The 20,762-nt window shown below is 75.1% G+C and carries 20 protein-coding genes; 13 read left to right on the top strand and 7 right to left on the bottom strand.

Going from position 1 to position 20,762, the window contains the following annotated elements:
* Positions 1–108 precede the first annotated feature (108 nt).
* Positions 109–1,317: a polysaccharide deacetylase family protein gene (locus ACWDRR_RS42330; protein WP_449777657.1), complete on the bottom strand. Its 1,209-nt coding sequence runs from the start codon at positions 1,315–1,317 to the stop codon at positions 109–111.
* A 401-nt stretch (positions 1,318–1,718) separates the two neighbouring features.
* On the opposite strand from ACWDRR_RS42330, the gene ACWDRR_RS42335 reads away from it, so the two are divergent.
* From ACWDRR_RS42335 to ACWDRR_RS42365, 7 genes are all read left to right on the top strand, one after another.
* The gene (locus ACWDRR_RS42335) at positions 1,719–1,943 is read left to right on the top strand and encodes a hypothetical protein (protein ID WP_329490825.1); all 225 of its coding nucleotides are present in this window, start codon (positions 1,719–1,721) and stop codon (positions 1,941–1,943) included.
* A gap of 276 nt (positions 1,944–2,219) precedes the next feature.
* A complete protein-coding gene (locus ACWDRR_RS42340) occupies positions 2,220–3,071 on the top strand; it encodes a polysaccharide deacetylase family protein (RefSeq protein ID WP_449777658.1) in 852 nt (283 codons plus the stop codon).
* Positions 3,064–4,284: a glycosyltransferase gene (locus tag ACWDRR_RS42345; protein WP_449777659.1), complete on the top strand. Its 1,221-nt coding sequence runs from the start codon at positions 3,064–3,066 to the stop codon at positions 4,282–4,284. Before ACWDRR_RS42340 ends, ACWDRR_RS42345 begins: the two co-directional genes overlap by 8 nt.
* 42 nt (positions 4,285–4,326) lie before the next feature.
* Positions 4,327–5,034, top strand: coding sequence for a sugar transferase (locus tag ACWDRR_RS42350; protein ID WP_449777660.1), 708 nt, complete (start codon positions 4,327–4,329; stop codon positions 5,032–5,034).
* Positions 5,035–5,060: 26 nt separating this feature from the next.
* The gene (locus tag ACWDRR_RS42355; RefSeq protein ID WP_449777661.1) at positions 5,061–5,690 is read left to right on the top strand and encodes an acetyltransferase; all 630 of its coding nucleotides are present in this window, start codon (positions 5,061–5,063) and stop codon (positions 5,688–5,690) included.
* A 63-nt stretch (positions 5,691–5,753) separates the two neighbouring features.
* Positions 5,754–6,242 carry an NUDIX hydrolase gene (locus ACWDRR_RS42360; protein WP_449777662.1) on the top strand — a complete coding sequence of 163 codons (489 nt, stop codon included), beginning with the start codon at positions 5,754–5,756 and terminating at the stop codon, positions 6,240–6,242.
* Positions 6,239–7,348: a GDSL-type esterase/lipase family protein gene (locus ACWDRR_RS42365; RefSeq protein ID WP_449777663.1), complete on the top strand. Its 1,110-nt coding sequence runs from the start codon at positions 6,239–6,241 to the stop codon at positions 7,346–7,348. The genes ACWDRR_RS42360 and ACWDRR_RS42365 overlap by 4 nt, the downstream gene beginning before the upstream one ends.
* A gap of 49 nt (positions 7,349–7,397) precedes the next feature.
* Here ACWDRR_RS42365 and ACWDRR_RS42370 read toward each other — a convergent pair whose 3' ends face one another.
* Positions 7,398–8,327 carry an NAD-dependent epimerase/dehydratase family protein gene (locus ACWDRR_RS42370; RefSeq protein WP_449777664.1) on the bottom strand — a complete coding sequence of 310 codons (930 nt, stop codon included), beginning with the start codon at positions 8,325–8,327 and terminating at the stop codon, positions 7,398–7,400.
* A 119-nt stretch (positions 8,328–8,446) separates the two neighbouring features.
* A complete protein-coding gene (locus ACWDRR_RS42375) occupies positions 8,447–8,887 on the bottom strand; it encodes a PTS-dependent dihydroxyacetone kinase phosphotransferase subunit DhaM (RefSeq protein WP_449777674.1) in 441 nt (146 codons plus the stop codon).
* 435 nt (positions 8,888–9,322) lie between these two features.
* On the opposite strand from ACWDRR_RS42375, the gene ACWDRR_RS42380 reads away from it, so the two are divergent.
* From ACWDRR_RS42380 to ACWDRR_RS42390, 3 genes are all read left to right on the top strand, one after another.
* Complete coding sequence (locus tag ACWDRR_RS42380) at positions 9,323–9,574, top strand: DUF397 domain-containing protein (protein WP_449777665.1); 252 nt, start codon at positions 9,323–9,325, stop codon at positions 9,572–9,574.
* Positions 9,575–10,300: 726 nt separating this feature from the next.
* Entirely contained in the window at positions 10,301–10,795 is a 495-nt protein-coding gene (locus ACWDRR_RS42385; RefSeq protein ID WP_449777666.1) for a hypothetical protein, read from the top strand.
* Between the two features lie 338 nt (positions 10,796–11,133).
* A complete protein-coding gene (locus ACWDRR_RS42390) occupies positions 11,134–12,381 on the top strand; it encodes an acyl-CoA dehydrogenase family protein (protein WP_449777667.1) in 1,248 nt (415 codons plus the stop codon).
* A 121-nt stretch (positions 12,382–12,502) separates the two neighbouring features.
* Here ACWDRR_RS42390 and ACWDRR_RS42395 read toward each other — a convergent pair whose 3' ends face one another.
* On the bottom strand, positions 12,503–13,717 hold the full coding sequence (locus tag ACWDRR_RS42395; protein WP_449777668.1) for a phosphotransferase: 1,215 nt from the start codon (positions 13,715–13,717) through the stop codon (positions 12,503–12,505).
* Between the two features lie 476 nt (positions 13,718–14,193).
* Here ACWDRR_RS42395 and ACWDRR_RS42400 point away from each other — a divergent pair, with 476 nt between their 5' ends.
* On the top strand, positions 14,194–15,675 hold the full coding sequence (locus ACWDRR_RS42400) for a DNA-binding protein NsdB (RefSeq protein ID WP_449777669.1): 1,482 nt from the start codon (positions 14,194–14,196) through the stop codon (positions 15,673–15,675).
* A 106-nt stretch (positions 15,676–15,781) separates the two neighbouring features.
* Here the strand turns inward: ACWDRR_RS42400 and ACWDRR_RS42405 are convergent, their stop codons facing one another.
* Complete coding sequence (locus ACWDRR_RS42405; protein WP_449777670.1) at positions 15,782–16,234, bottom strand: PAS domain-containing protein; 453 nt, start codon at positions 16,232–16,234, stop codon at positions 15,782–15,784.
* A 300-nt stretch (positions 16,235–16,534) separates the two neighbouring features.
* Between ACWDRR_RS42405 and ACWDRR_RS42410 the strand changes: the two genes are divergently transcribed.
* Positions 16,535–18,043 (top strand): HEAT repeat domain-containing protein, encoded by a 1,509-nt coding sequence (locus tag ACWDRR_RS42410; RefSeq protein WP_449777671.1) that lies wholly within the window; start codon positions 16,535–16,537, stop codon positions 18,041–18,043.
* Between the two features lie 111 nt (positions 18,044–18,154).
* Here the strand turns inward: ACWDRR_RS42410 and ACWDRR_RS42415 are convergent, their stop codons facing one another.
* The gene (locus ACWDRR_RS42415) at positions 18,155–18,997 is read right to left on the bottom strand and encodes an undecaprenyl-diphosphate phosphatase (RefSeq protein WP_449777675.1); all 843 of its coding nucleotides are present in this window, start codon (positions 18,995–18,997) and stop codon (positions 18,155–18,157) included.
* Positions 18,998–19,250: 253 nt separating this feature from the next.
* On the bottom strand, positions 19,251–19,946 hold the full coding sequence (locus ACWDRR_RS42420) for a class I SAM-dependent methyltransferase (protein ID WP_449777672.1): 696 nt from the start codon (positions 19,944–19,946) through the stop codon (positions 19,251–19,253).
* A 133-nt stretch (positions 19,947–20,079) separates the two neighbouring features.
* On the opposite strand from ACWDRR_RS42420, the gene ACWDRR_RS42425 reads away from it, so the two are divergent.
* Entirely contained in the window at positions 20,080–20,634 is a 555-nt protein-coding gene (locus tag ACWDRR_RS42425; protein WP_449777673.1) for a DUF4396 domain-containing protein, read from the top strand.
* Positions 20,635–20,762: the final 128 nt, after the last annotated feature.

Raw genomic sequence — 20,762 nt, forward strand, 5'->3', positions numbered from 1 at the left:
CTCGGGATGGATGCGCGCTGGACGGTGCTACCCGCAGCCGCCGTCGGCGCTCCCCACAGGAGCGGACCGGCCGACTTCCTGCGCACCGCGCCCCGGTCTCCGCGACCGCTACGCCACCGCCTGGCCGCGCCAGCGCCGGTAGGCCGGCTCCAGCCCGGACAGGATGGTGTCGAAGCGGCGCGTGCTCGTCGTCGAGTCGACCTGGAGCCGGCTGATCTGGAGCGGGTGGTCGGGCAGACGGGGGCCGAGGCGGTGGTCGGAGAGGAACCCGAGCCGGTACCCCAGCTCCTGCAGGACGGTTTCGGCGCGCGGGTCGTGACCCCCGTCCGGGTAGGCGAACGCGATCGGCGGCTCGCCCAGCCAGCGGGTGAGCGCCTCGTGGGCGCCGGTGATCTCGGCCCGGACGGTGATGTCGTCGCAGCGCCCGAGGCAGGGGTGCCCCTGGGTGTGGTTGCCGATGGCGACGCCGCCCTCGCGCAGGGCGAGCAGATCGGCCGGGGTGAGCTGCTCCTGCCGGGGCGGCCGCCGGTCCGCGCTGACCCGCAGCTCCTGGAGGCTGCGCCGCCGGTCGGGGTCGGGCATGGCCTTGAGCCGGCGCAGCAGCTGCGAGGGGTGCCCGCAGTCCAGCGAGCGGGCGCGCCCGCCGTGCCGGGCCAGGAAGTCGGCCTCGTGCCACCAGAACGGCCGCTCCGTGCCGATCAGCTCGGAGATGACGAACGCGGCCGCCGGGATGCCCCGGTCGTTGAGGGCCGGCAGGGCGTGCGTGAGGACGCTGCGGTCGGCGTCGTCGAAGGTGACCAGCACGCTGCGGGCCGGCAGCGGCCGCCGCTCGGCGACGGCCTGCTGGACGGCCGCCAGCGAGACGGGCGTGGCGAGTCTTCGGAGCCGGTCGAGCTGGGCGCCGAAGGAGCGCGGATCGGTCACGCCGTGGTAGGCGAGCACGGCGAGCCGCTGCGCGGCCCGGGCCCGGAACAGCGGTTGGACGGGGGCGAAGCGCAACCAGTCGCCCCGCTCCTCCGGGTGGCCCGCCTCGGGCCGGGCGGCATGCCGCCGGCCCGCCTGCCGGCCGCGCGGCAGCGGCTGGGGGACGGCGGTCACCGCGTGGGCGGCCGTCGGCCGGCCGGGCGCGGGTGGCGCGGTCGTGGACTGCGAGGTCAGCGGCGGTGCGGCCGCCGAGCGCCCGGTCGCCCGTTGCCGAGCGGCCGGCTGCCCGGCGGCCGCCTGCGGCAACGAGCGCACGTTCGCGCTCGGCAGGGTACTGATGACGGACCCGATCCGGGCCATGGAGGTCGACGTCGTGGACTTGGACTGCGGCACGGTTCCCCCTCGGTCGCCGGTGCGGCGTGGCGGTACCGCCGGAGGATGGAGCCCGGCCTCCGACTCCAGGGCACGGCGGCTCCGCCCCCTGGTGTTTTCCGGTCCTCGGCGGGGACTCCCAACCCGCACCGCGGACGGCTCCTGGATCGCTCAATGTAGTGGAGACGGATACGCCGCGTAGATGGTTGTACCGGACAGCCGAGGATTTTTCGCGGGCCGAAAACAGGCGCCCCCGAGCGTGCGCCGGAGCGCCGGAGGTGCCCGCGCCACGCCGGGCCGTTGGTTGCGGAGAGTAGTCGGGAAATCGCGTCCTGCGGGCTGCCTCCGGCGCTGCTCCGGGGTACCTTGGCCTCATGGCAGATGCGGAACGTGATCATTTGCACCCCCATGGTGCGACCCGGATGGCGCGTGTGTGGAGCGGTGGCGCGCTGGTCACCCACCAGCTCCCGCTGGCCGTGGTCGGTCTGGCCTGTCTGGCGCTCGGCATCGTGGTCGCCGTGGCGGTTCCGGACAGTGACGGTCCGGCCTGGGCGATGGCGGTGGCCGGCTGCCTCGCGGCCGGTGTGCTGCTGCTCGGCCGGATCGCGTTCGCCCTGCTGCGGTACCGGCGCGGCGCCACCCTCTGAAGCCCTCGGGCGCAGGGGTCGTCGGCCCGCCCGAGCCGGCCCGGCCGGCCCCGTGAGGAGCCCGGTCCGCCGCCGGCCGCCACCTGAACAGCCGATCGAGCCGAACCGGTCGGATCGGCCGGTTTCGGCCCATCTGCCAACTTCTTCTCGCTTCTTTCACAATTCCGGGCCATCAGCCCCACAGTTCCCCCTACTGTGATGTCCGTCCGGCAGCCAACTGCGCCGGATGCGAGGCCACTTGACGGCGCCGGGGAGGGCGCCGCAGAGGGGGGAGCGATGAGCGGCACCGCCGTGCCCGGGGCATCCGAGGCGGCCGGACCGACCGAAGGCATCCGCACCAGGGTCAAGCGCCGGCTGGCCGGCCGGGTCGGGGCCCGACCGGGCGAGGGCGCCACCGTCCTGATCTACCACCGCGTCGGCGGCGGCAGCCCGGACGAGCTCGACGTCACCACCGCCGACTTCACCGCCCAGGCCGACCTGCTCGCCGAGCTGCCGCCGGGCCGGGTGGTCTCCCTCGACGAGGCCGTGGACCGGATCGAGGCCGGCCGCCGCACCCCCGCCGCCGTACTCACCTTCGACGACGGCTTCGCCGACGTGTACGACAACGCCTGGCCGCTGCTGCGCGAGCGCGGCCTCCCGTTCACGGTCTACCTCGCCAGCGGCCACGTCGGCGGCGAGATGCGCTGGGAGGGCTCGACCGCCAAGACCGCGGGCGCTCCCGCGCTCAGCTGGGAGCAGCTGCGCGAGATGACCGCCTCGGGCCTGTGCACCGTCGCCAACCACACCCGCAGCCACGCCCGCCCCGAGCTGCTCACCACCGCCGAGCTGGACGCCTGCAACGACGACGTCGAACAGCACCTCGGCGTCCGCCCCCGGCACTACGCCTACACCTGGGGCGTTCCGGTGCCCCACATGGAGCCCGCGCTGCGCGCCAGGTTCCGCACCGCCGCCACCGGCGAGGTCGGGCGCAACGTGCCCGGCGTCGACCCGGTCCGGCTGCGCCGGGTGCCCGTCCGCCGCACCGACCCGATCGACTTCTTCCGCGCCAAGCTGTACGGCCGGCTGATCCCCGAGCGCGCCTACGCCCGGATCGTCGCCACCGCGAAGGCGGTGGGTGCCCGTGCCTGAGCCCGTCGCCGCCCCCGGGACGCCCGCGCCCGCGTCCCGCCGCCCCGCCCCGCGGCTGCGCGGCCCCGGCGGCCGGCCGCTGCGGGTCGCCCACCTCACCACCGTCGACATGAGCCTGCACCTGCTGCTCGCCACCGAGCTCAAGGTCGACCTGGAGGCCGGTTTCGAGACCTACGGCATCAGCGCGCCCGGCCCGTACGTCCCCGACATCGAGGCGATCGGCGTCCGGCACGAGCCGCTGCACGCCCTCACCCGGGCCTGGCAGCCGCGCGCCGACGCCGCCGCCGCCCGCGAACTGCTCGCCGTGCTGAACCGGCTCCGCCCCGACGTGCTGCACACCCACAACCCCAAGACCGGCGTCCTCGGCCGCGTGCTCGGCCGGCTGGCCCGCGTCCCGGTCGTCGTCAACACCTGCCACGGCCTCTGGGCGCAGGCCCACGACCCGCTCGCCAAGCGGGCGTTCGTGCTCGGCGCGGAGGCCTTCGCGGCCCGCTTCTCGCACGCCGAGCTGTACCAGAACGGCGAGGACCGCCGCACCCTGGCCCGGGCCGTCCCGGGCCGCCGCTCGCGCGTCGTCGGCAACGGCGTCGACCTCACCCGGTTCGCGACCGCCCCCGGCGACCGGGCCCGCACCAGGGCCCGGCTCCGCGCCGAACTCGGCGTCGGCCCGGACGAACTGCTGGTCGGCGGCGTCGGCCGGCGGGTCGCCGAGAAGGGCATCGGCGAGTACGCCGAGGCGGCCCGCGCGCTGGCCGGCAAGGCCCGGTTCGTCTGGATCGGCCCGGACGACCCCGACAAGCCCGACGCCCACGGCGCCGAGTCCGGCGTCGAGTTCCCCGGCCCGCGCAGCGACATGCCCGCGGTGTACGCCGCCCTCGACGTCTTCGTCCTCCCCTCCTACCGGGAGGGGTTCTCCCGCTCCGCCATGGAGGCCGCCGCCGGCGGCCTGCCGATGGTGCTCAGCGACATCCGCGGCTGCCGCGAGATCGGCACCCACGACGAGCACCTGCTCCTCGCCCCGCCCGGGGACGCCCGGGCCCTCACCAGCGCGCTGGACCGGCTTCTCACCGAGCCCGGCCTGCGCGAACGGCTCGGCGCCGCAGCACGGCGCCGCGCCGCGGCGCACTTCGACCAGCGCGCCGTCGCCGGGGTCTCGCTGGAGACCTACGCGGCCGTCGCCCGCGCCAAGGCACTGCCCTGGACGGTCGACTGAGCCCGCGTACTCCCACACACCGCATCAGGGGGAAGGACCGTCATGAAGCGAGGGGGGGACCTCGCGGTCACCGTCCTGGCCGGGATCGTCGCGATCCCGCTGGGCCTGCTGATCGCCCTGCTGATCCGCTGCACGATGGGCGGACCGGTGCTCTTCCGCCAGACCAGGACCGGATGGCACGGAAAGGAGTTCGAGATCCTCAAGTTCCGCACCATGCGGGACAAACGCTTTCCCGAGGAGCCGGACGCGCCCCGGATCACCCGGCTCGGTGACCTGCTCCGCAAGACCAGCCTGGACGAGCTGCCGCAGCTGTGGAACGTCGCCCGCGGCGAGATGGGCGTGATCGGGCCCCGGCCCACCCTGCCCGAACAGGTCGTCCACTACTCCCACCGCCAGCGCGGCCGGCTAGACGTCCGGCCCGGTCTCACCGGCTGGGCCCAGGTCCGCGGCCGCAACTCCATCACCTGGCCCGAGCGGATCGAACTCGACCTCTGGTACGTCGCGCACCGCTCGCTCCTGGTGGACCTGCGCATTCTCGCGCTCACCGTCGGGGTGCTGCTGCGCCCCAGCGGCGTCACCGCCGCCGGCGGGGTCAACCCCGGCTTCCCGGCGCCCACCGAGCCCGCCGACACGACTCACGGGCCCGCCGACCCCGTCGTCCGTCCGCTCACCACGATCAGCCTGCCCCGGCAGGCCACCGCGCCCCGGCTGGCGCAGCCCGTCCGCACCGCCGTCGAGGAGGCGTCCTGAACCCGGAAGCGGGCAGGATGGCCGCCATGGCCACCGAACACCGAGAACTCTGGATCGCCGGCGCGGGGGGCGTCGGCCGCGAGGCGCTGGACACCGCGCTCGCGGCCGGCGTCCCGGTCGCCGGCTTCCTGGACGACCGCGGGCACGGCGGCGCCGTCCGCGGCCTGCCCGTCCGCCGGCCGGACGACGTCCCGGCCGGCGCGCGCTACCTGGTCGGGATCGCCGACCCGGGCGTCCGGCAGCGGCTCGCCGCGCTGCTGGAGGCCCGGGGCGCGGTGCCCGCCACCCTCGTCCACCCCCGGGCCCTGATCGCGCCCGACACCGAACTCGGCCCCGGCTGCCTGGTGATGGGCGGCGCGTACGTGTCCAGCAGTGTGCGCCTGGGCGCGCACAGCCAGGTCCACTACAACGCGACCGTCGGCCACGACAGCGTGTTCGGCGAGCGGGTGACGGTCTATCCGGGCGGCAACGTCTCCGGCGCGGTGGTGCTCGCCGACGGCGTGACCGTCGGCAGCAACGCCGTGGTGCTGCAGGGCCGCAGGATCGGCGCGAACGCCTTCGTCGGCGCGGCCGCGGTGGTGACCAGGGACGTCCCGGCCGGTGAGGTGGTGGTCGGCTCCCCGGCCAGGCCGCTGCGCCGGACGGCACCCGCGTAGGTCCCCGGGGCCCGCCCGCGTAGGTGCCCCGGGGCCCGCGTCGCGCCGGATAGGGTGCGGACCATGGCTATCCCCGCGTTCCTCGCCGAACTCCGCGCCGTGGTCGGCACCCGCCAGCTCTGGCTCAGCGCCGCGGCCTCGGTCGTCCTCGACGACGACGACCGGGTGCTGCTCGTCCGGCGGGCCGACGACGGCCGTTGGGCCCTGCCCGGCGGCATCCTCGACCCCGGTGAGCAGCCCGCCGACGGCGCGGCGCGCGAGTGCCTGGAGGAGACCGGTGTGGTGGTCGTTCCCGAGGCGCTCGCCTCGGTCGACGTCTCGCCCGTGGTCACCTATCCCAACGGCGACAAGACCCAGTACCTGGTCCTGGTCTTCCGCTGCCGCCCGGTGGGCGGCGAGGCCCGGGTCAACGACGACGAGTCGCTCGCGGTCGGCTGGTTCGCCCCGGACGAGCTGCCGCCGATGATCGAGGCGGAGCACCGGGCACTGCGCCAGGCCCGGGAGTGCCGGGGCGCGGCGCGCTTCGAGTGGGCGGGCAAGGAGCGGCCGTGACCGGCCGGCCGGCCGAAATCCCCCTGCTGGACGGGCCGGTGGAGGTCCGCGGCGCCCTGCACCTGGAGCGCACCGCCAACGGCCTGCGGCCCTGGCGGCTGCCGGCCTGGACGGCCGGCCAGTTCCCGGACGAGGCGGTGCGCCGGGTGGCGCAGATGCCCTCCGGGGTGCGACTGGCCTTCCGGACGGCGGCGACGGTGCTCGAACTCGCCCTCCAGACACCGCCGGAGCCCCCGTACCCGGGCGCGGTCGAGCTGGTGCTGGACGGCGTGCGGACCGACCGGGCGGCGCTGCCGGCGGCGGGCGGGCCCGCGGTGCTGCGCTTCACGACGTCGACAGCGGCGGCCGGCGACGCCGAGCGGGAGGTGGAGCTGTGGCTGCCGCAGTGGACCTCCGTCGAGCTGGTCGCCCTGCGCGCGGACGCGCCCGTGCTGGCGCCCCGCCCGAGCGGGCGCCGCCGCTGGCTGCACCACGGCAGTTCGATCAGCCAGGCCCCGGAGGCCGGTTCGGCGGCGGAGACCTGGCCGTGGATCGCCGCCGACCGGGCCGGTGCGGACCTGCTGAACCTCTCGCTGGCCGGCAACGCCCACCTGGACCCGTTCACCGCCCGGACGCTGCGGGACCAGCCGGCCGACCTGATCAGCCTCAAGATCGGCATCAACGTCGTGACCGCGGCCTCGTTCCGGCGGCGGACCTTCGGACCGGCCGTGCACGGCTTCCTGGACACCGTCCGCGAGGGCCATCCGGACACCCCGCTGCTGCTGGTCTCCCCGGTGTTCAGCCCGCCGTTCGAGCGCTCGCCCGGTCCGGCGAGGTACGAGCAGACGGCCGACGGCGCCCGGTTCGACTCGCTCGGCGACCCCGCGGACATCCCGGCCGGGGCCCTCACCCTGGAGACGGTCCGGGCCGAGCTGGCCGGGATCGCCGCCGCGCGGTCGGCCGCCGACCCCCACCTGCACCATCTGGACGGGCTGGCGCTGCTCGGACCGCGGGACGCCGACGGGCTCGCCGACCTGCTGCACCCGAACCCGGCCGGGCACCGGCTGATCGGCGAGCGGTTCGCCGCGCTGGCCTTCGGCCCGGGCGGCGCGTTCGCGCCGGCCTGACCCGGGCCCGCCGCTCCGGGCCCGGCCCTTCCCGGTCCCGGGGAGGGCCTCAGAGCGTGCGGAACCACTCCGCGGTCCGTTCCAGCCCCTCGCGCAGCGGCACCGGCCGGACGTCCGGGAACAGCTCGCGCAGCCGCGCGTTGTCGGCCTGCGAGTCCCGCACGTCACCGGGCCGGGGCTCGGTGTGGGCCACCGGGACCGGGTGTCCCAGCACCGACTCCAGGGTGGTGACCAGCTCCAGCAGCGACGTCCGGGTGCCGAAGGCCAGGTTGACCGGGTCGGCGTGCACCACCCGGCGCAGCACGGCCTCGGTGATCACCTGGGTGACGGTGCCGACGTAGGTGAAGTCCCGGCTCTGGCCGCCGTCGCCGTGGACCGTCACCGGCCGCCCGGCCAGGGCCGCGTCCAGGAAGGCCGGCACCACGGCCGCGTAGGCGTGCCCGGCGGGCTGCAGCGGGCCGAAGACGTTGAAGAACCGCAGCGGCAGCACGCCCAGCCCGTAGCAGTGGTGGTAGGCGGCCAGGTAGGACTCGGTGGCCAGCTTGCTGACCGCGTACGGGCTCATCGGCGCGGTGCGCATGGTCTCGCGCTTGGGCAGCTCGCGGTTGGCACCGTAGACCGAGGACGAGGAGGCGGCGACCACGTACGGCCCGCCGGCCCGGCGGGCCGCCTCCAGCACCTCCAGGGTGCCGGTCGCGTTGGCGTGGTGGCTGGCCAGCGGGTCCGCGACCGAGCGCGGGACGGACGGCAGCGCGGCCAGGTGCACCACGGCGTCGGCCCCCGTGAACGCCTCGTCCAGCAGGGCGCGGTCGAGGATGCTGCCCTCGTACAGGGTGGCGTCGACGCCGGCCAGGTTCGCCTTGCTGCCGGTGGACAGGTTGTCCACCACCCGGACCCGGGTCACCTCCGGGCGGGCCAGCAGGGCCCGGACCAGGTTGGCCCCGATGAATCCGGCTCCGCCGGTGACGACCACGCGCATGGCTGAGGCTCCCCCTCCGCACCGCCCGGCCCGCTCGGCCCGGCCCTGTGCCGATGGTAGCCGGGCGGTCACCCGCGGTGGGGCGGAACGCCGAGAAGGGCCCGGCGGCCGGAACCGGCTCAGTCCTTCTGCTGGCGGTACGCCTCCTCGGCCGCGTCCAGCACGGCCGCGAGGTCGCCGCCGGCCGTCGCGGTGGCGACCGCGGCCACCGCGCCCTCCACGAAGGGGGCGTCGGCGAACCGGACCGGGAACGGCAGCCCGTGCTCGTCCGCGTCGATGAGCAGGGCCCGGACGGTGGAGACCGCGCTGCCGAGGTCGGCGAGCACCACCACGCCGTGCCCCTGGTCGACCCGGCGGGTGGCGGCGGCCACCAGCACCGCGCTGATGCCCGGACCGGAGACCAGGTCACCGCCGGTCGCGGCGACCGGGGCGGGGGAGTCGGAGCCGGCCAGCGCGAGCGCCAGCGCGCGCACCGCGGCGGCCAACTCCTGGCTGTGCGAGACCAGGACGATCCCGACCCGCCCGTGTGCGGGGGGCCGGCCGGGCGCCGGCCGGGGCAGCGGGGTGCGGGCGGGTGGGGTGCGGGGCGCCGGGGGGTGGGCCGAGGGGGCCTCGGAGATGGGGATGACATCGGCGCTGGTGCCGTCCCGGCGGCTCATCGGCTGCTCCTGGGGGCGTCGGGGTGAGGGCCTTCCACACTCTGGCAGCTCGGCCGCCGCCCGGTGGGGCGGGACACGCTCTCCACGCGGCGCCCGGCCCGATCCCGGGGGTACGAGGGGGTGCGCGGGCCCGGTCCGCCGGGCACCTCCCGGGTCGGGCGGCTCCTAGCACAGGGCGGCGGCCCGCGGGGCCCGCCGGCGGAGCCCCGGCCCCGGTCGGGGGAGTCCTCGGCAACCCGCTGACCCGAATGGCGGCGGTGACTAGGCTGGCCCGGCAAAGCCGTCGGGAGGAGACCAGCAGTGGCAGCCAATATCGGGACTGACGTGGATTCGGCCATGGACGCGGCCGTGGAGGTGGCCGCAGCGGCGCCGGAGCTCGCGCCCAGCGGGAAGCCGAAGGTGGACTTCACCGGGGCGACCTGGCTGTGCAGCAGCCAGGGGGTCGGGGATGTCCAGATCGCGTTCGTGGACGGCTACATCGGCATGCGGGACGGCCGCCAGGAGGACGGGCCGGTCCTGGTGTTCACGCCGGGCGAGTGGCGCGCCTTCGTGCTCGGCGCCCGGGACGGGGAGTTCGACCTCACCTGAGGCCCGCCGGAGTCCTCCACCGGAGACCCCCGCCGGAGAAACACCTGGGGGAGGAACGTCGAAACGGGCCCTGCGAGGGGCCCGTTTCCATCTTTTGATCAGATTTGAGCGTACCCGGTCATAAATTCTGTTGACTGTTAGACAAGTGCAGCTCAGAGTATGAGCACAGGCAGACGCCGTGCCCACCGCCCCCACGCGGCCAGACACGGCGCCTGCTGTGCAGCCCGGCAGCAATGCCGGACCTGCCTCCCAGTCATCCCCTGCGCACCGGGGGTGCGTTGGCCGGTCCCGGCCCACAAGGGGCCGGCAGTCGCCGGGAGGCTGACACCGGAGCCGAGAGCGACTCGACGTCGGTGCCGGGTGCTCGGGACCCGCACGCCCCCACGCGGCGGCGTCCCGAGCAGATCCGCGGGAGCGACGGGCCGGGGCCCCGCGGACCTTGCTTGTGTGACGTGGAACTGTTGGCTTGTGTGCTGTGCTGTGTGCGACGACGAAGCTGGGTGCTCGGCGGTTCGGCACGACAATGTGCACAGTGAGGGATACGCGTGTAGGGCCGCGTTGCGACATGCCGTCCCCCCGGAGGGTGAAACCCAGAACGGCTGTCGTGCTGAACCGAACGTAGCCCGGACGGTTGCTCAGAGTCAACATTGGTCTCTGAGCGTGGATCTCCGTCCAGGGCCCCACCCACCCCGCGAGAGTGGTGTGCCGGGCACGTACGATGTTCCCATGTCTTTTCTCCGCCGTCGCTCCGGACAGCCCGCCGGCCCGGACTTCGACGTGCTCGCGATGGACCCGGGCGACTGGCCCGGCGACTTCGGTGCGGCCATGATGACCGGCCCGGACGGCTCCTGCCAGGGGATTTTCCTCCGCTACGACCTGTTCGGAGGCAGAGGCCCGGCGATGTTCATCGGCAACCTCCCCGAGGGCTCGCCGGCCCGCGAGACCGGGGACGAGGTGCCCTTCGAGGTCCGGCAGCTGCTCGCGGCGCTGGAGAACGAAGAACCGGTCGAGTTCGTCTCGGCGGAGGACTTCCCGGTGATGCTCGGGGATGATCTGCTGATCGTGAAGAAGGTCAAGGTCAGCGAGGGCCGGGTGTTCTGCTCCCAGTTCGGGCGCAGCGACGGCGTCCAGGTCACCATCGCCTCCTGGGACCGACCGATTTCGGACGACCTCTACCAGCTGCTCAAGCCGCTTCCGGCGGACATGTTCCAGCAGGGCTGACCGGTTCCCCGGCCGCATCCGGGCCGGGGCAGGTTCCGCGCTCCGGGCGCTGCTTGACGGTTTCGATCAACGCTTCGTACAGTCGCGAACATGTCGTGCCGTCTCCCGCTGCTGACCCGTCGCAGCTACCTGGACCTGCGGCGCACCGCAAGCGCGGCGTGTCGGGGCCACTGAGGGGGATTCGTCCCCGAGGCGGCGGGTGGCCGGCCGAGTGGCCGGCGCCGATCCGGGGGCGGGCTTTCCGCTGACTTCCGGCGCCGCCGACCGGTACTGCGCGCCCGTCCGGCGTGCCGCCCGCACTTGCCGAGCCCACGCTGCCGCCCGGAGGCACCAGCACCATGACCACCATCGCTGCCGATCAGTCTCCCGTCGCCGCCGCCCTCGCCGGGCTGCCCCGGGTCGTCGACCTGCTGGCGGCCCGCGCCGAGGAACACGACCGCGACGCCACCTTCCCCTACCAGGGCATCGAGGCGGTGCACGAGGCCGGTCTGCTCACCCTCACCGTCGCCCAGCGGTACGGCGGCCCCGGCGGCACGCTGGCCGACACCGTCCGGGTGCTCGCCCAACTCGGCCGGGGGGACGCCTCGGTGGCCGTCGTCACCGCCTTCACCCTGTTGCAGCACGCCGAGCAGGCCCGGGTGGCCGGCTGGCCGACGGCCGGCTACCGGCGGCTGCTCACCGAGTCCCGTCGGGGGCCGGCCCTGGTCAACACCCTGCGCGCCGAGCCCGGTGGCCAGGGCGGCGCGCTGCCGGCCACGGTGGCCCGGCGGGACGGCGACAGCTGGCTGCTCAGTGGCCGAAAGACGTACTGTGCCGGCGCCGAGGCGCTGGCCTGGATGGCGGTCACCGCGCGGACCGACGAACCGGTGCCGCGGGTCGGCACCTTCCTGGTCCGGGGCGAGAGCGAGGGCATCGAGGTCGACCCGACCTGGGACCAACTCGGCCTGCGGGCCAGCGCCAGCCACGACGTGGTGCTCGACGCCGTCCGGGTGCCGAGCGAACTGGCGCTCGGCCTCACCGCCCCGAAGGGCGGCCGCGCCGCCGGGCCCGCCCGCGACGGAGCCGCGCCGTCCGGGGCGGCCGTCACCGGCAGCGCCGGTGCCCCGGAGGAGCCGGTGCCCGCCGCCGAACTCACCCGCGCCTGGCACGACCTGGCCCTGTCCGCCGTCGCCCTCGGGGTGGCCCGCTCGGCCGAGCAGTGGCTGGTGCGCTTCCTCCACCAGCGCACCCCCGCGAACCTGACCGAGCCGCTCGGCAGCCTGCCCCGCTACCGCTGCGCGCTGGGCGAGATCGAGGCCCAGCTGATCGGTGCCGAGGAACTGGTCAACGGACTGGCCCCGCGGGTGGACCGGGCCGAGCCGGACGCCGTCGCCCGGACCGGACCCGCACAGCTGCTCGCGACCCGCGCCGCGATAGCGGCCGTCCAGCAGGCCGTCTCACTCACCGGCAACCCCGGCCTGAGCCGCCGTCACCCGCTGGAGCGCTACCTGCGCGACGTCCTCAGCAGCCGCGTCCACTTCGCTCCGGACGAGTCCGTCCTGGACGCCGCCGGCCGGGCCGCCCTGGAGCGCGGGCGACGCCCCTGACCGGCCGGCCCCGGCGGACCGCCGCGGTCCGCGCCGCCCTCGGCGGCGCCGCCTCCGGTCCGTCGGGGTGCGCCGGCCGGCCGGGGTTCCCGTCCGGCCGGTTCCGACGCCGCGCTCCTGCTCAGCGGGTGCCGACGGCGGCGCGGACGGCCCGGCGGGCCAGCGCCGCGTCGTCGTACAGCCGGCGGATCATGATCCGCTGCTCCTCGCCCGCACCGGGCACGTCGTACAGCCGGATCTCGCGCATCAGCACCAGCACCAGGTTCACCAGGAACGCGTCCCGGGCCAGGGTGCCGCCACTCTGGGCGAGTTGGCTGATCTGCCGGCGGGCGGCGGTGTCCCCGGAGAGCACGCTCCAGAGCACGGCCAGGTCGTAGCCCGGCAGGTACCAGCCGGCCTGCTCCCAGTCGACCAGCACCGGACCGGACGGCGCCAGCAGCATGTTGCTGAGCAGGGCGTCGCCGTGGCAGAGCTGGAGCGGGGTGTGGCTCAGGCCGTGCAGCAGGCCGCGCAGATCACCGGCGTCCCGGTCGGTGAGCTGGCCGACCGAGTGGTAGCGGGCGATCTCCAGCTGGTAGTCCATCCGCGGCTGGAACACGTCGGTCGGCGGCCGCCACAGGTTGAGCGTGCGGACGGCGGTGAGCAGGGCCCGCACCTCGCCCGGGGTGGGCGCGTTGACGGGGTGGCGCTCCCGGGCGGCGGGCCGGCCGGGAACGCGCTCCATGACGAGCACGCAGCGGTCGTGGTCGGCCGCGACCAGCCGGGGCAGCCGGACCGGCGGGCGGTGCCGGACGAAGGCCCGGTAGACCGCGACCTCGTGGTGGAAGTCGGCCACCAGTTGCTCGAAGTACTCACTGCGCACCGCCTGCGGGGCCAGGCACTTGGCGACCACCGGGGCCCGCCCGATGGTGCCCGCCACCAGGATGTGGCGGCTGCCCTCGCGCAGCACCTGGCGCGGGGTGAAGGCGGGGCATATCCGGGCGACACCCGCCAGCGCGGCCCGTACCGCGGGGGTCTGCAGCGCCGCCGGGTCGATCCGCTCGGGGACACCGGGCTGGCCCGGCCGCATCGGCGGGCGCAGCAGCCGGCCGTCGCCCGGCCGGACGGCCGGGATCCGGGCGCCCACCGGCAGGACGGACTCGGGGCCGCGCAGTCCCAGCGCCGCCCGGGCGGCCTGGCCCCGCGCGTCCGCGGCCCGGCCGTCGGCGCCGCGCGGCACCGCGGGGCGGCTCGGCGGCGGCAGCTGCTTCGGACCGGGACGGCCGGCGGCCGCGCCCGGCGGGCGCTGCGCGGGGCGGGTCGCGGTCGGCGTGGGGGAGGTCGCTGATGAGTACATGGGGTGAGGGTGGTCCCTTTCTGTCCGTCGGCGGGTGCGCCCCGCGGTGCGGGGAGGGCCGGTGCCGCGTGCTTCCTGGCGTGACGGCGGCCCTGTCTCGGTGCGGTGGGTGGAGCGCGGGCGCCGGGCACGGACGCGGGGGCCGAAGCCCCTTGCTACGGCGGTGCTCCGGTCGTCCGCACCCTGGGGAATGCGGACGACCGGTACTGCCGTGGCCGTGCCCGGCGCCCCCGCGCCACCCGGCCGCGCCACCCCCTCGGGTGAGGACCGGGGACGCCCCGCGACACGGTCGGGGGAATGCCCCCGACCTGCCCGGGGCGCCGCCCGACCCGAGGGGCGAGGTGGCGCACCTCTACATCACACCCGGACGGCACTGGTTAGTAATGTGGCGGACCCTGGCGAAGCCTGGCGAATGCTCGCCTGGCACATGACGGAGCCTCTAGCCTCGAACCAGCCGAGGAACCTGGGGGCTTCACGTGAGCAGGGGACCCAACACCCGACTCGCCGATCTGTTCGTCCTGACCGGATGGTCGAAGGGCGAGCTCGCACGGCTGGTCAACCGGCGTGGTGCCGCGATGGGACAGCAGCAGCTGTCCACCGACACCTCGCGGGTCCGGCGGTGGATCGAGCAGGGGGAGATCCCGCGCGATCCGGTGCCGAGGGTGCTGGCGTCCGTGTTCACGGAGCGGCTCGGCCGTGTCGTCACCACTGAGGACCTCGGTCTGGAACGACACCGGCCCACCAGGACCGGAGCGGCGCAGCCCGCAGCACCTCCATGGGAGCCGGATCGTACGGCCGCGGTCCTCACCGAGTTCACGGGAATGGACCTCATGCTCAACCGACGTGGATTGGTGGGTGCGGGCGCCGCGCTCACGGCCGGGGCGGTCATCGCCGACACTCTCAAAGGCTGGCTGGGCGGGGACGCCGTCGCGTACGCGGCGTCCGCGCCCGGCCCCCGACAGGTCGTCACCCAGGGCGGTGCCCGCCCGGTGGTGGACGTGTACGACGCGGGCCCGGTCGGGCTCGACGAGGTGGAGGCGCTGGAGCGCTCGGTGCAGGTGTTCCGCGCCTGGGACGCGGCGCGTGGCGGCGGCCTCCAGCGCAAGGCGGTGGTCGGCCAGCTCAACGAGGTGGGCGGTCTGCTGACGCACCGCCACAACCCGGTGGTGGAGCAGCGGCTGTGGCTGGTCGCGGCCAACCTCGCCGTGCTGGCCGGCTGGATGTCGCACGACGTCGGCCTGGAGCCGACCGCGCAGAAGTACTTCATGATCGCCGCCGAGTCGGCCAAGGAGGCCGGCGACCGCCCCCGGGCCGGCGAGGCGATCTCCCGGGCCGCCCGGCAGATGGTGCACCTGGGCCGGGCCGACGACGCGCTCGACCTGATGTCGGCGGCCAAGGCGAGCGGCGGCCGGGTGCTGCCCAGAACCCGGGCGATGCTGAACACGGTGGAGGCCTGGGCGCACGCCTCGATCGGGCACTCGCAGGACACCTGGCGGCTGCTCGGCGAGGCGGAGGACCTCTTCGCCGAGGACGTGTCCGAGCCGCCGCCGTCCTGGATGCAGGTCTTCGACGAGGCGGAGCTGCGCGGGATGCAGGCGCTGGTGCTGCGCACCCTCGCCGAGCACGACCCGACCGCCGCCCAGCAGGCGCGCCGCCAGGCCGAGCGGGTGATCAACCTGCGCGAGGGCACCGGCCAGCTGCGTTCGGCGCTGTTCGACCGGATCACGCTCGCCTCGGTGCACTGGCTCACCGGCGAGCCCGACGCGGCGGAGTTCCAGGCCAAGATGGTGATGAACCTGATCGGCCAGAACTCCTCGCACCGCACCTGGGACCGGCTGCGCGAGATGTACCGGCTGACCGCCCGCTACCGGGGCCTGCCGGTGGTGGACGAGCTGCGCGCGGAGCTCGGGCGGGAGCTGCGGCAGGCGGACGCCAAGAACCGGCCGAAGCTCGCCTGAGAAGGGTGGGCCGGGGCCGGTCGGGGTCTGCTCGGGGTCGTGCGTCCGTCCGGGATCGCCGTCGTGCGGGTCGTCCGTCCGGGTTCGGCGTCGTGCGGGTTCGCCGTCAGGCGGGGTCGGCGGGGCGCAGCAGCATGCGCAGCGCCGTCACGGTGCCGTCGTTCCCGAGGACGGGCTCGCCCGCGCACTCGACCGTGCCGCGCCCGCCGTCGGGGTGGCGGACCTGGAGGGTGCCGAAGGCGTGGCGTCCGTGCACCAGCGCGTCGGTCATCATCCGGCGCAGTTGCGGCCGGTCCGCCTCGGCGAGCCGGTCGGGCAGCCGGTCGAGGCTGAGCGGGCCCTGCCCGGGGTCGCAGCCGAGCAGCCGGAACATCTCGGCGGACCACCGGACGTCGTCGGTGAGCAGGTCCCACTCGGCGGAGCCGACCACGGGGCCGGACGGCGCCTGCGCCGTGCCGTCCACTCTGCCGCCCACCGAGCCGTCGTCCGCCCCGGCGTCCGTCCGTCGGGCATCGCCGTGGCGGGCGGCCCGGCGGGCGGCGGGGGCAGGCATGCTCATGACTGATCCATCGGTCGAGGTGGGCGGAGGGGGTGGTCACGGGGTGGGAAACTGTCGAAGCGGTGAGAAGACTGTCGCACAGCGGAGTCACCCTCGTGGGGGATTTGGGCAGATCTCTGGCAAAATTCCTCCGGCATATGCCACTGCGGCAGGAGGGCCGATCGCCCTGTGTGCGGCGAGGTGTCCGAGGCGGTAACCTTCGGTGATTCCGGCGCCCGGGCGCCCACCGCAGTACCGACCAGTGACCCCGGCGACGGAAATCCCGTTGCCACTACGACCGCCGCAACGGATGCTGACCTCATGTTCGAGCCAGTGATAGCACCCAGTGCCAGCCTCCTCGGCCTCCTTCAGCGAGGCCGCGGTGACGGGCAGCTCCATGCGCTGGCCGCCGACCGTACCGACGCCATCGCCGCGCTCGAGGAGTGCGTCACCAGGGACCCGAGAGCCGACTGGCAGGTCGAGAACCGCTCCCTCTACTACGCGCGCCTCTACATGGAACTGGAGGCGCCGCTCGACGGCATCGAGGACCACCTCCACGACCCGGAGGACCTCCTCGACGACGACGAGTACCGCACCGGTCTCGCGCTGTCCGTGCTGGGCCACCTCGCCGCGTACGGCCGGCGCGACGCGCTGCTGATGCTGCGCGAGTACGCCGCCACCGGCACCAACTGGGCCTGGGCGCTCGACGAGCTCGCGCTGCGCGACGACGACCGCGGCCTGCTGCTGCTCGGCACCGCGGTGCTGGACCACTTCCCGCCGGGCCCCGAGGGCGACGCCGAGCTGCGTGAGTTCATCCGCGGCGCGTACGAGCCACGGCCCTGGCGGCTCTGGGCGGCCTACCACCCGCGGGTCGCCGCGGCGAGCGAGCAGTCCCCGTTCGACCTCTGGCAGCGCCAGCTGAACCGCAGCGGCGTCACGCCGGGCTGGTCCACCGCCGATGTACTCGCCTGGGCCGACCAGGGCGAACTCGGAGCACTCGGCGCCGCCGCCTTCGCCGGCCGGCCCGACCGCCCGGAGCCCGCCCGCGACGCCGGCGATCCCGCCGGCCCCGACGCCGTGGACCGCCGGGCCGCCGCGGCCGCCCGCTGCCTGGCCGCCGTGGTGCGCCCCGAGGACCGCCCCGTCGTGCTGGAGGCCGCCCGCGGCGGACTGCCCGGCGCCCGTCGGGCCGCCCTGCGCTACCTGGTCGACCAGCAGGATCCGGCCGCCGCGAGCCTGATCGAGGCCGCCGCCGCCGATGTCGACGACCGGACGGTCCGCGCGGCCCTGGAGCTGCTCGGCCGGATGCGCGGCCCCGAGGCGCTGGCCCACGCCCGCCGCTGGGCCGACCCGGCGACGGGCGGCGCCGACAGCGCCCTCGGCGAGGCCGCCGTCCAGTTGCTCGCCGACGCCGGGGAGCCCGGCGACGCGGCGCTGGTGGTGGCCGGGCTGCGCCGCTGGATCTCGGTCCGCGGAGTGGGCGGCCCCGGTCTTGCGTCGCTGGTCGACGGTGCGGGGCGGCTGGCCGCCGCCGAAGCCGTCCCCGTGCTGCGCCACATCTACGGCGAGGCCGCCTCGTCCGAGCTGCGCGGCCGTGCGGCCCGCGCGCTCGCGGTGACGGACGTGGCCTTCCCTGAGGGGCCGGCCGTCGAGTGCCTCTGGGACTGCGAGGAGTCCACCCGGGAGCTCGCCGCGAGACACGTCGCCACCACCGGCGACGCCCGCGTGCTGGAGCGCCTGCGCCGCCTCGCGGCCGACCCGGCCGAGGAGGCCGAGGTGCACGCCGCCGTGCGCGGCCGGCTGACCGCCGCCCGCGAGCGAAGCCGGTAGCCCCCGGCACCCCGACACGACGAAGCGGGCCGGGCACCTGATCAGGTGCCCGGCCCGCTTCGTCATGTCGTACCAGGGGTACCGCACGCGTCGTCGCGGTGGAACCGCGTTCTACTTCACCACGCCGGCGTCGGGCGTCAGCGTGCCGACGCTCACCAGGACGATGATCAGAATGCCGAGTGCCACCCGGTACACCACGAACGGCATGAAGCTGTTGTTGGAGATGTACTTCAGGAACCAGGCGATCGCCGCGTAGCCCACCGCGAAGGCGATCAGGGTGGCCAGCACGGTCGGCCCCCAGGCCGGTGCCGGCCCCTCGCCGATCTTGAACAGCTCCAACAGGCCGGAGGCCAGCACGGCCGGGATCGCGAGCAGGAACGAGTACCGGGCGGCCGCCTCGCGGCTGTAACCGAGCAGCAGACCGGCGCTGATGGTGCCGCCCGAGCGCGAGACGCCGGGGATGAGCGCCAGTGCCTGCGCCATGCCGTAGACGGCGGCGTGCGGCAGGGTCAGGTCGGTGATCGGCTTGGCGTGCCGGACGGCGCGGGTGCGGTCGGCCACCGCCAGGATCAGACCGAAGACGATCAGCGTGGTGCCGATGATCCGCAGATCGCGGAGGTTGGTCTCGATGGTGTCCTGGAACAACTTGCCGAGGATGCCGATCGGCAGGGTGCCGATGATCACGAACCAGCCCATCCGGGCGTCCTGGTGCGAGCGCAGCGCCGGCCGGAACAGCGAGAGCGTCCAGGTCTTCACGATCGAGGCGATGTCGCGGCGGAAGTAGATGAGCACGGCGGACTCGGTGCCGAGCTGGGTCACGGCGGTGAACGCCGCGCCGGGGTCGTCCCAGCCCAGCAGGGCCGAGAAGACCCGCAGGTGGGCGCTGGAGGAGATCGGCAGGAACTCGGTGAGCCCCTGGATCAGGCCGAGGACGGCTCCGTGGAACCATTCGATCACCGGACACCCGCCCGGGGTATCCGTCGCTCGATGAGCATCAGCGGTCCTTGTTGGTCGGTGCGGGAGCATGCCGACGGCATGCACGGGGCACATGCCGATGGCATGCGAACCGCCGGTCCCGCCCGGCGCTCGGGCTGCGCGGGCCCGGCGCGCGCCTGATGGTACGCGGTGAAGGTGACAGCCTCGCTCCCGCCCCCGCCCCGGTCCGGCCCGGGGGACCGCCCGGTGCGCCCGGGTGCGGGTGCCCCGCTCAGCCCGCCGTCGGACGGGCCAGCACCCAGGTCCGGTCCTCGGTCGGATAGGAGTCCACCGTCAGGCCGGCGTCGGCCAGGGCCTGTTCGAACGCGGCGGTGTCGAGCGGCCGGGACAGGAACGTCTGGGTCCAGCGCGCGTCCGGGAACTCGTACTCGACGTGCACGGAGTTCACCCCGCTCCCGGCCGGGGTGACCGAGGCCACCCGGACCAGCCCGTCCCGGCCCAGCGGACGCTCGCGCGGCACGTCGCGCTGCCAGTCCTCGCCCTCGCGCTGCAGCAGCACGAGGCCGTCGTCCGCGACGTGCCGCCGGCAGGTGTCCAGCAGCCCCTGCCGGACGGCGGGATCTCCGGCGTGCACCAGGAAGGAGGCGAGCAGGACGACGTCGAACCGCTCGCCGAGGTCCAGCCGCTCGATCGGGCTGCGCACCGTCCGGGCTCCCCGGACCCGGGCCAGCATCTCGGCGGACTCGTCCACGGCCGTGACCGCGAAGCCGCGGTTGAGCAGGGGGTGCGTCATCCGGCCCACGCCGCAGCCCAGTTCGAGGATGCGGGCGCCGGCGGGAACCAGCCGCTCGATCACCTCCGGTTCGCCGTTGGCCGGCAGTCGCTCGTACATCTCGACCGCGCAGCCGTCCGGTGTGATCGCACCCGGTCCCGTTCCGTCGTACCCGTTGCGTCGCTCATCGGCCATGCGTCCCATCGGAGCACGGGTGGGCGGGGGTGCGGAAGAGGGCGTGCCGGGATTGCTTGCGGCATACCCCTGGGGGGTATATGTTCGGTGACGACGAACCGAGGGCGCAGCGCCAGAGCAAGCGGAGGACGACATGGCACACCCCGCACAGCACGAGCATGAGCACGAGCACCACCAGCACGTCGGTCACGGGCAGGGCCACGGCCACGACCACGGCGCGCACGCCGGCCACGGCGGCCACGGCGGCGGGGCGAGCTGGCGGACCGCCGCGCAGGCGACCTTGCACTGCCTCACCGGCTGCGCCATCGGCGAGATCCTGGGCATGGTCCTCGGCACCGCCTTCGGCCTGCACAACGGTGCGACCGTGGTCCTCTCGGTGCTGCTGGCCTTCGTCTTCGGCTATGCCCTGACCATGCGCGGCGTGCTGCGGGCCGGACTGGACGTCCGCGCCGCCGTCAAGGTCGCGCTGGCCGCCGACACCGTGTCGATCCTGGTCATGGAGCTGATCGACAACACCGTGATGGTCACCGTCCCGGGGGCGATGGACGCCGGCCTCGGCGACGCGCTGTTCTGGGCCGCCCTGGCGGGCTCGCTCGCCCTCGCCTTCGCCCTGACCGTGCCGGTCAACAAGTGGATGATCGCCCGCGGTCGCGGCCACGCGGTCGTCCACGCCCACCACCAGCACTGAGCGCAGGCCCGCTCGCGGACGGCGGAGCCGTGGCCCGCACCGACCCGATGGGGGATGGTGCGGGTGGCCGGGACCGCGCGGCGGGGCACCCCGCACGGCCGGACCCGGCGCCCGGGAGGGGGCGTCAG

It is taken from the genome of Kitasatospora sp. NPDC003701, from assembly GCF_053587085.1.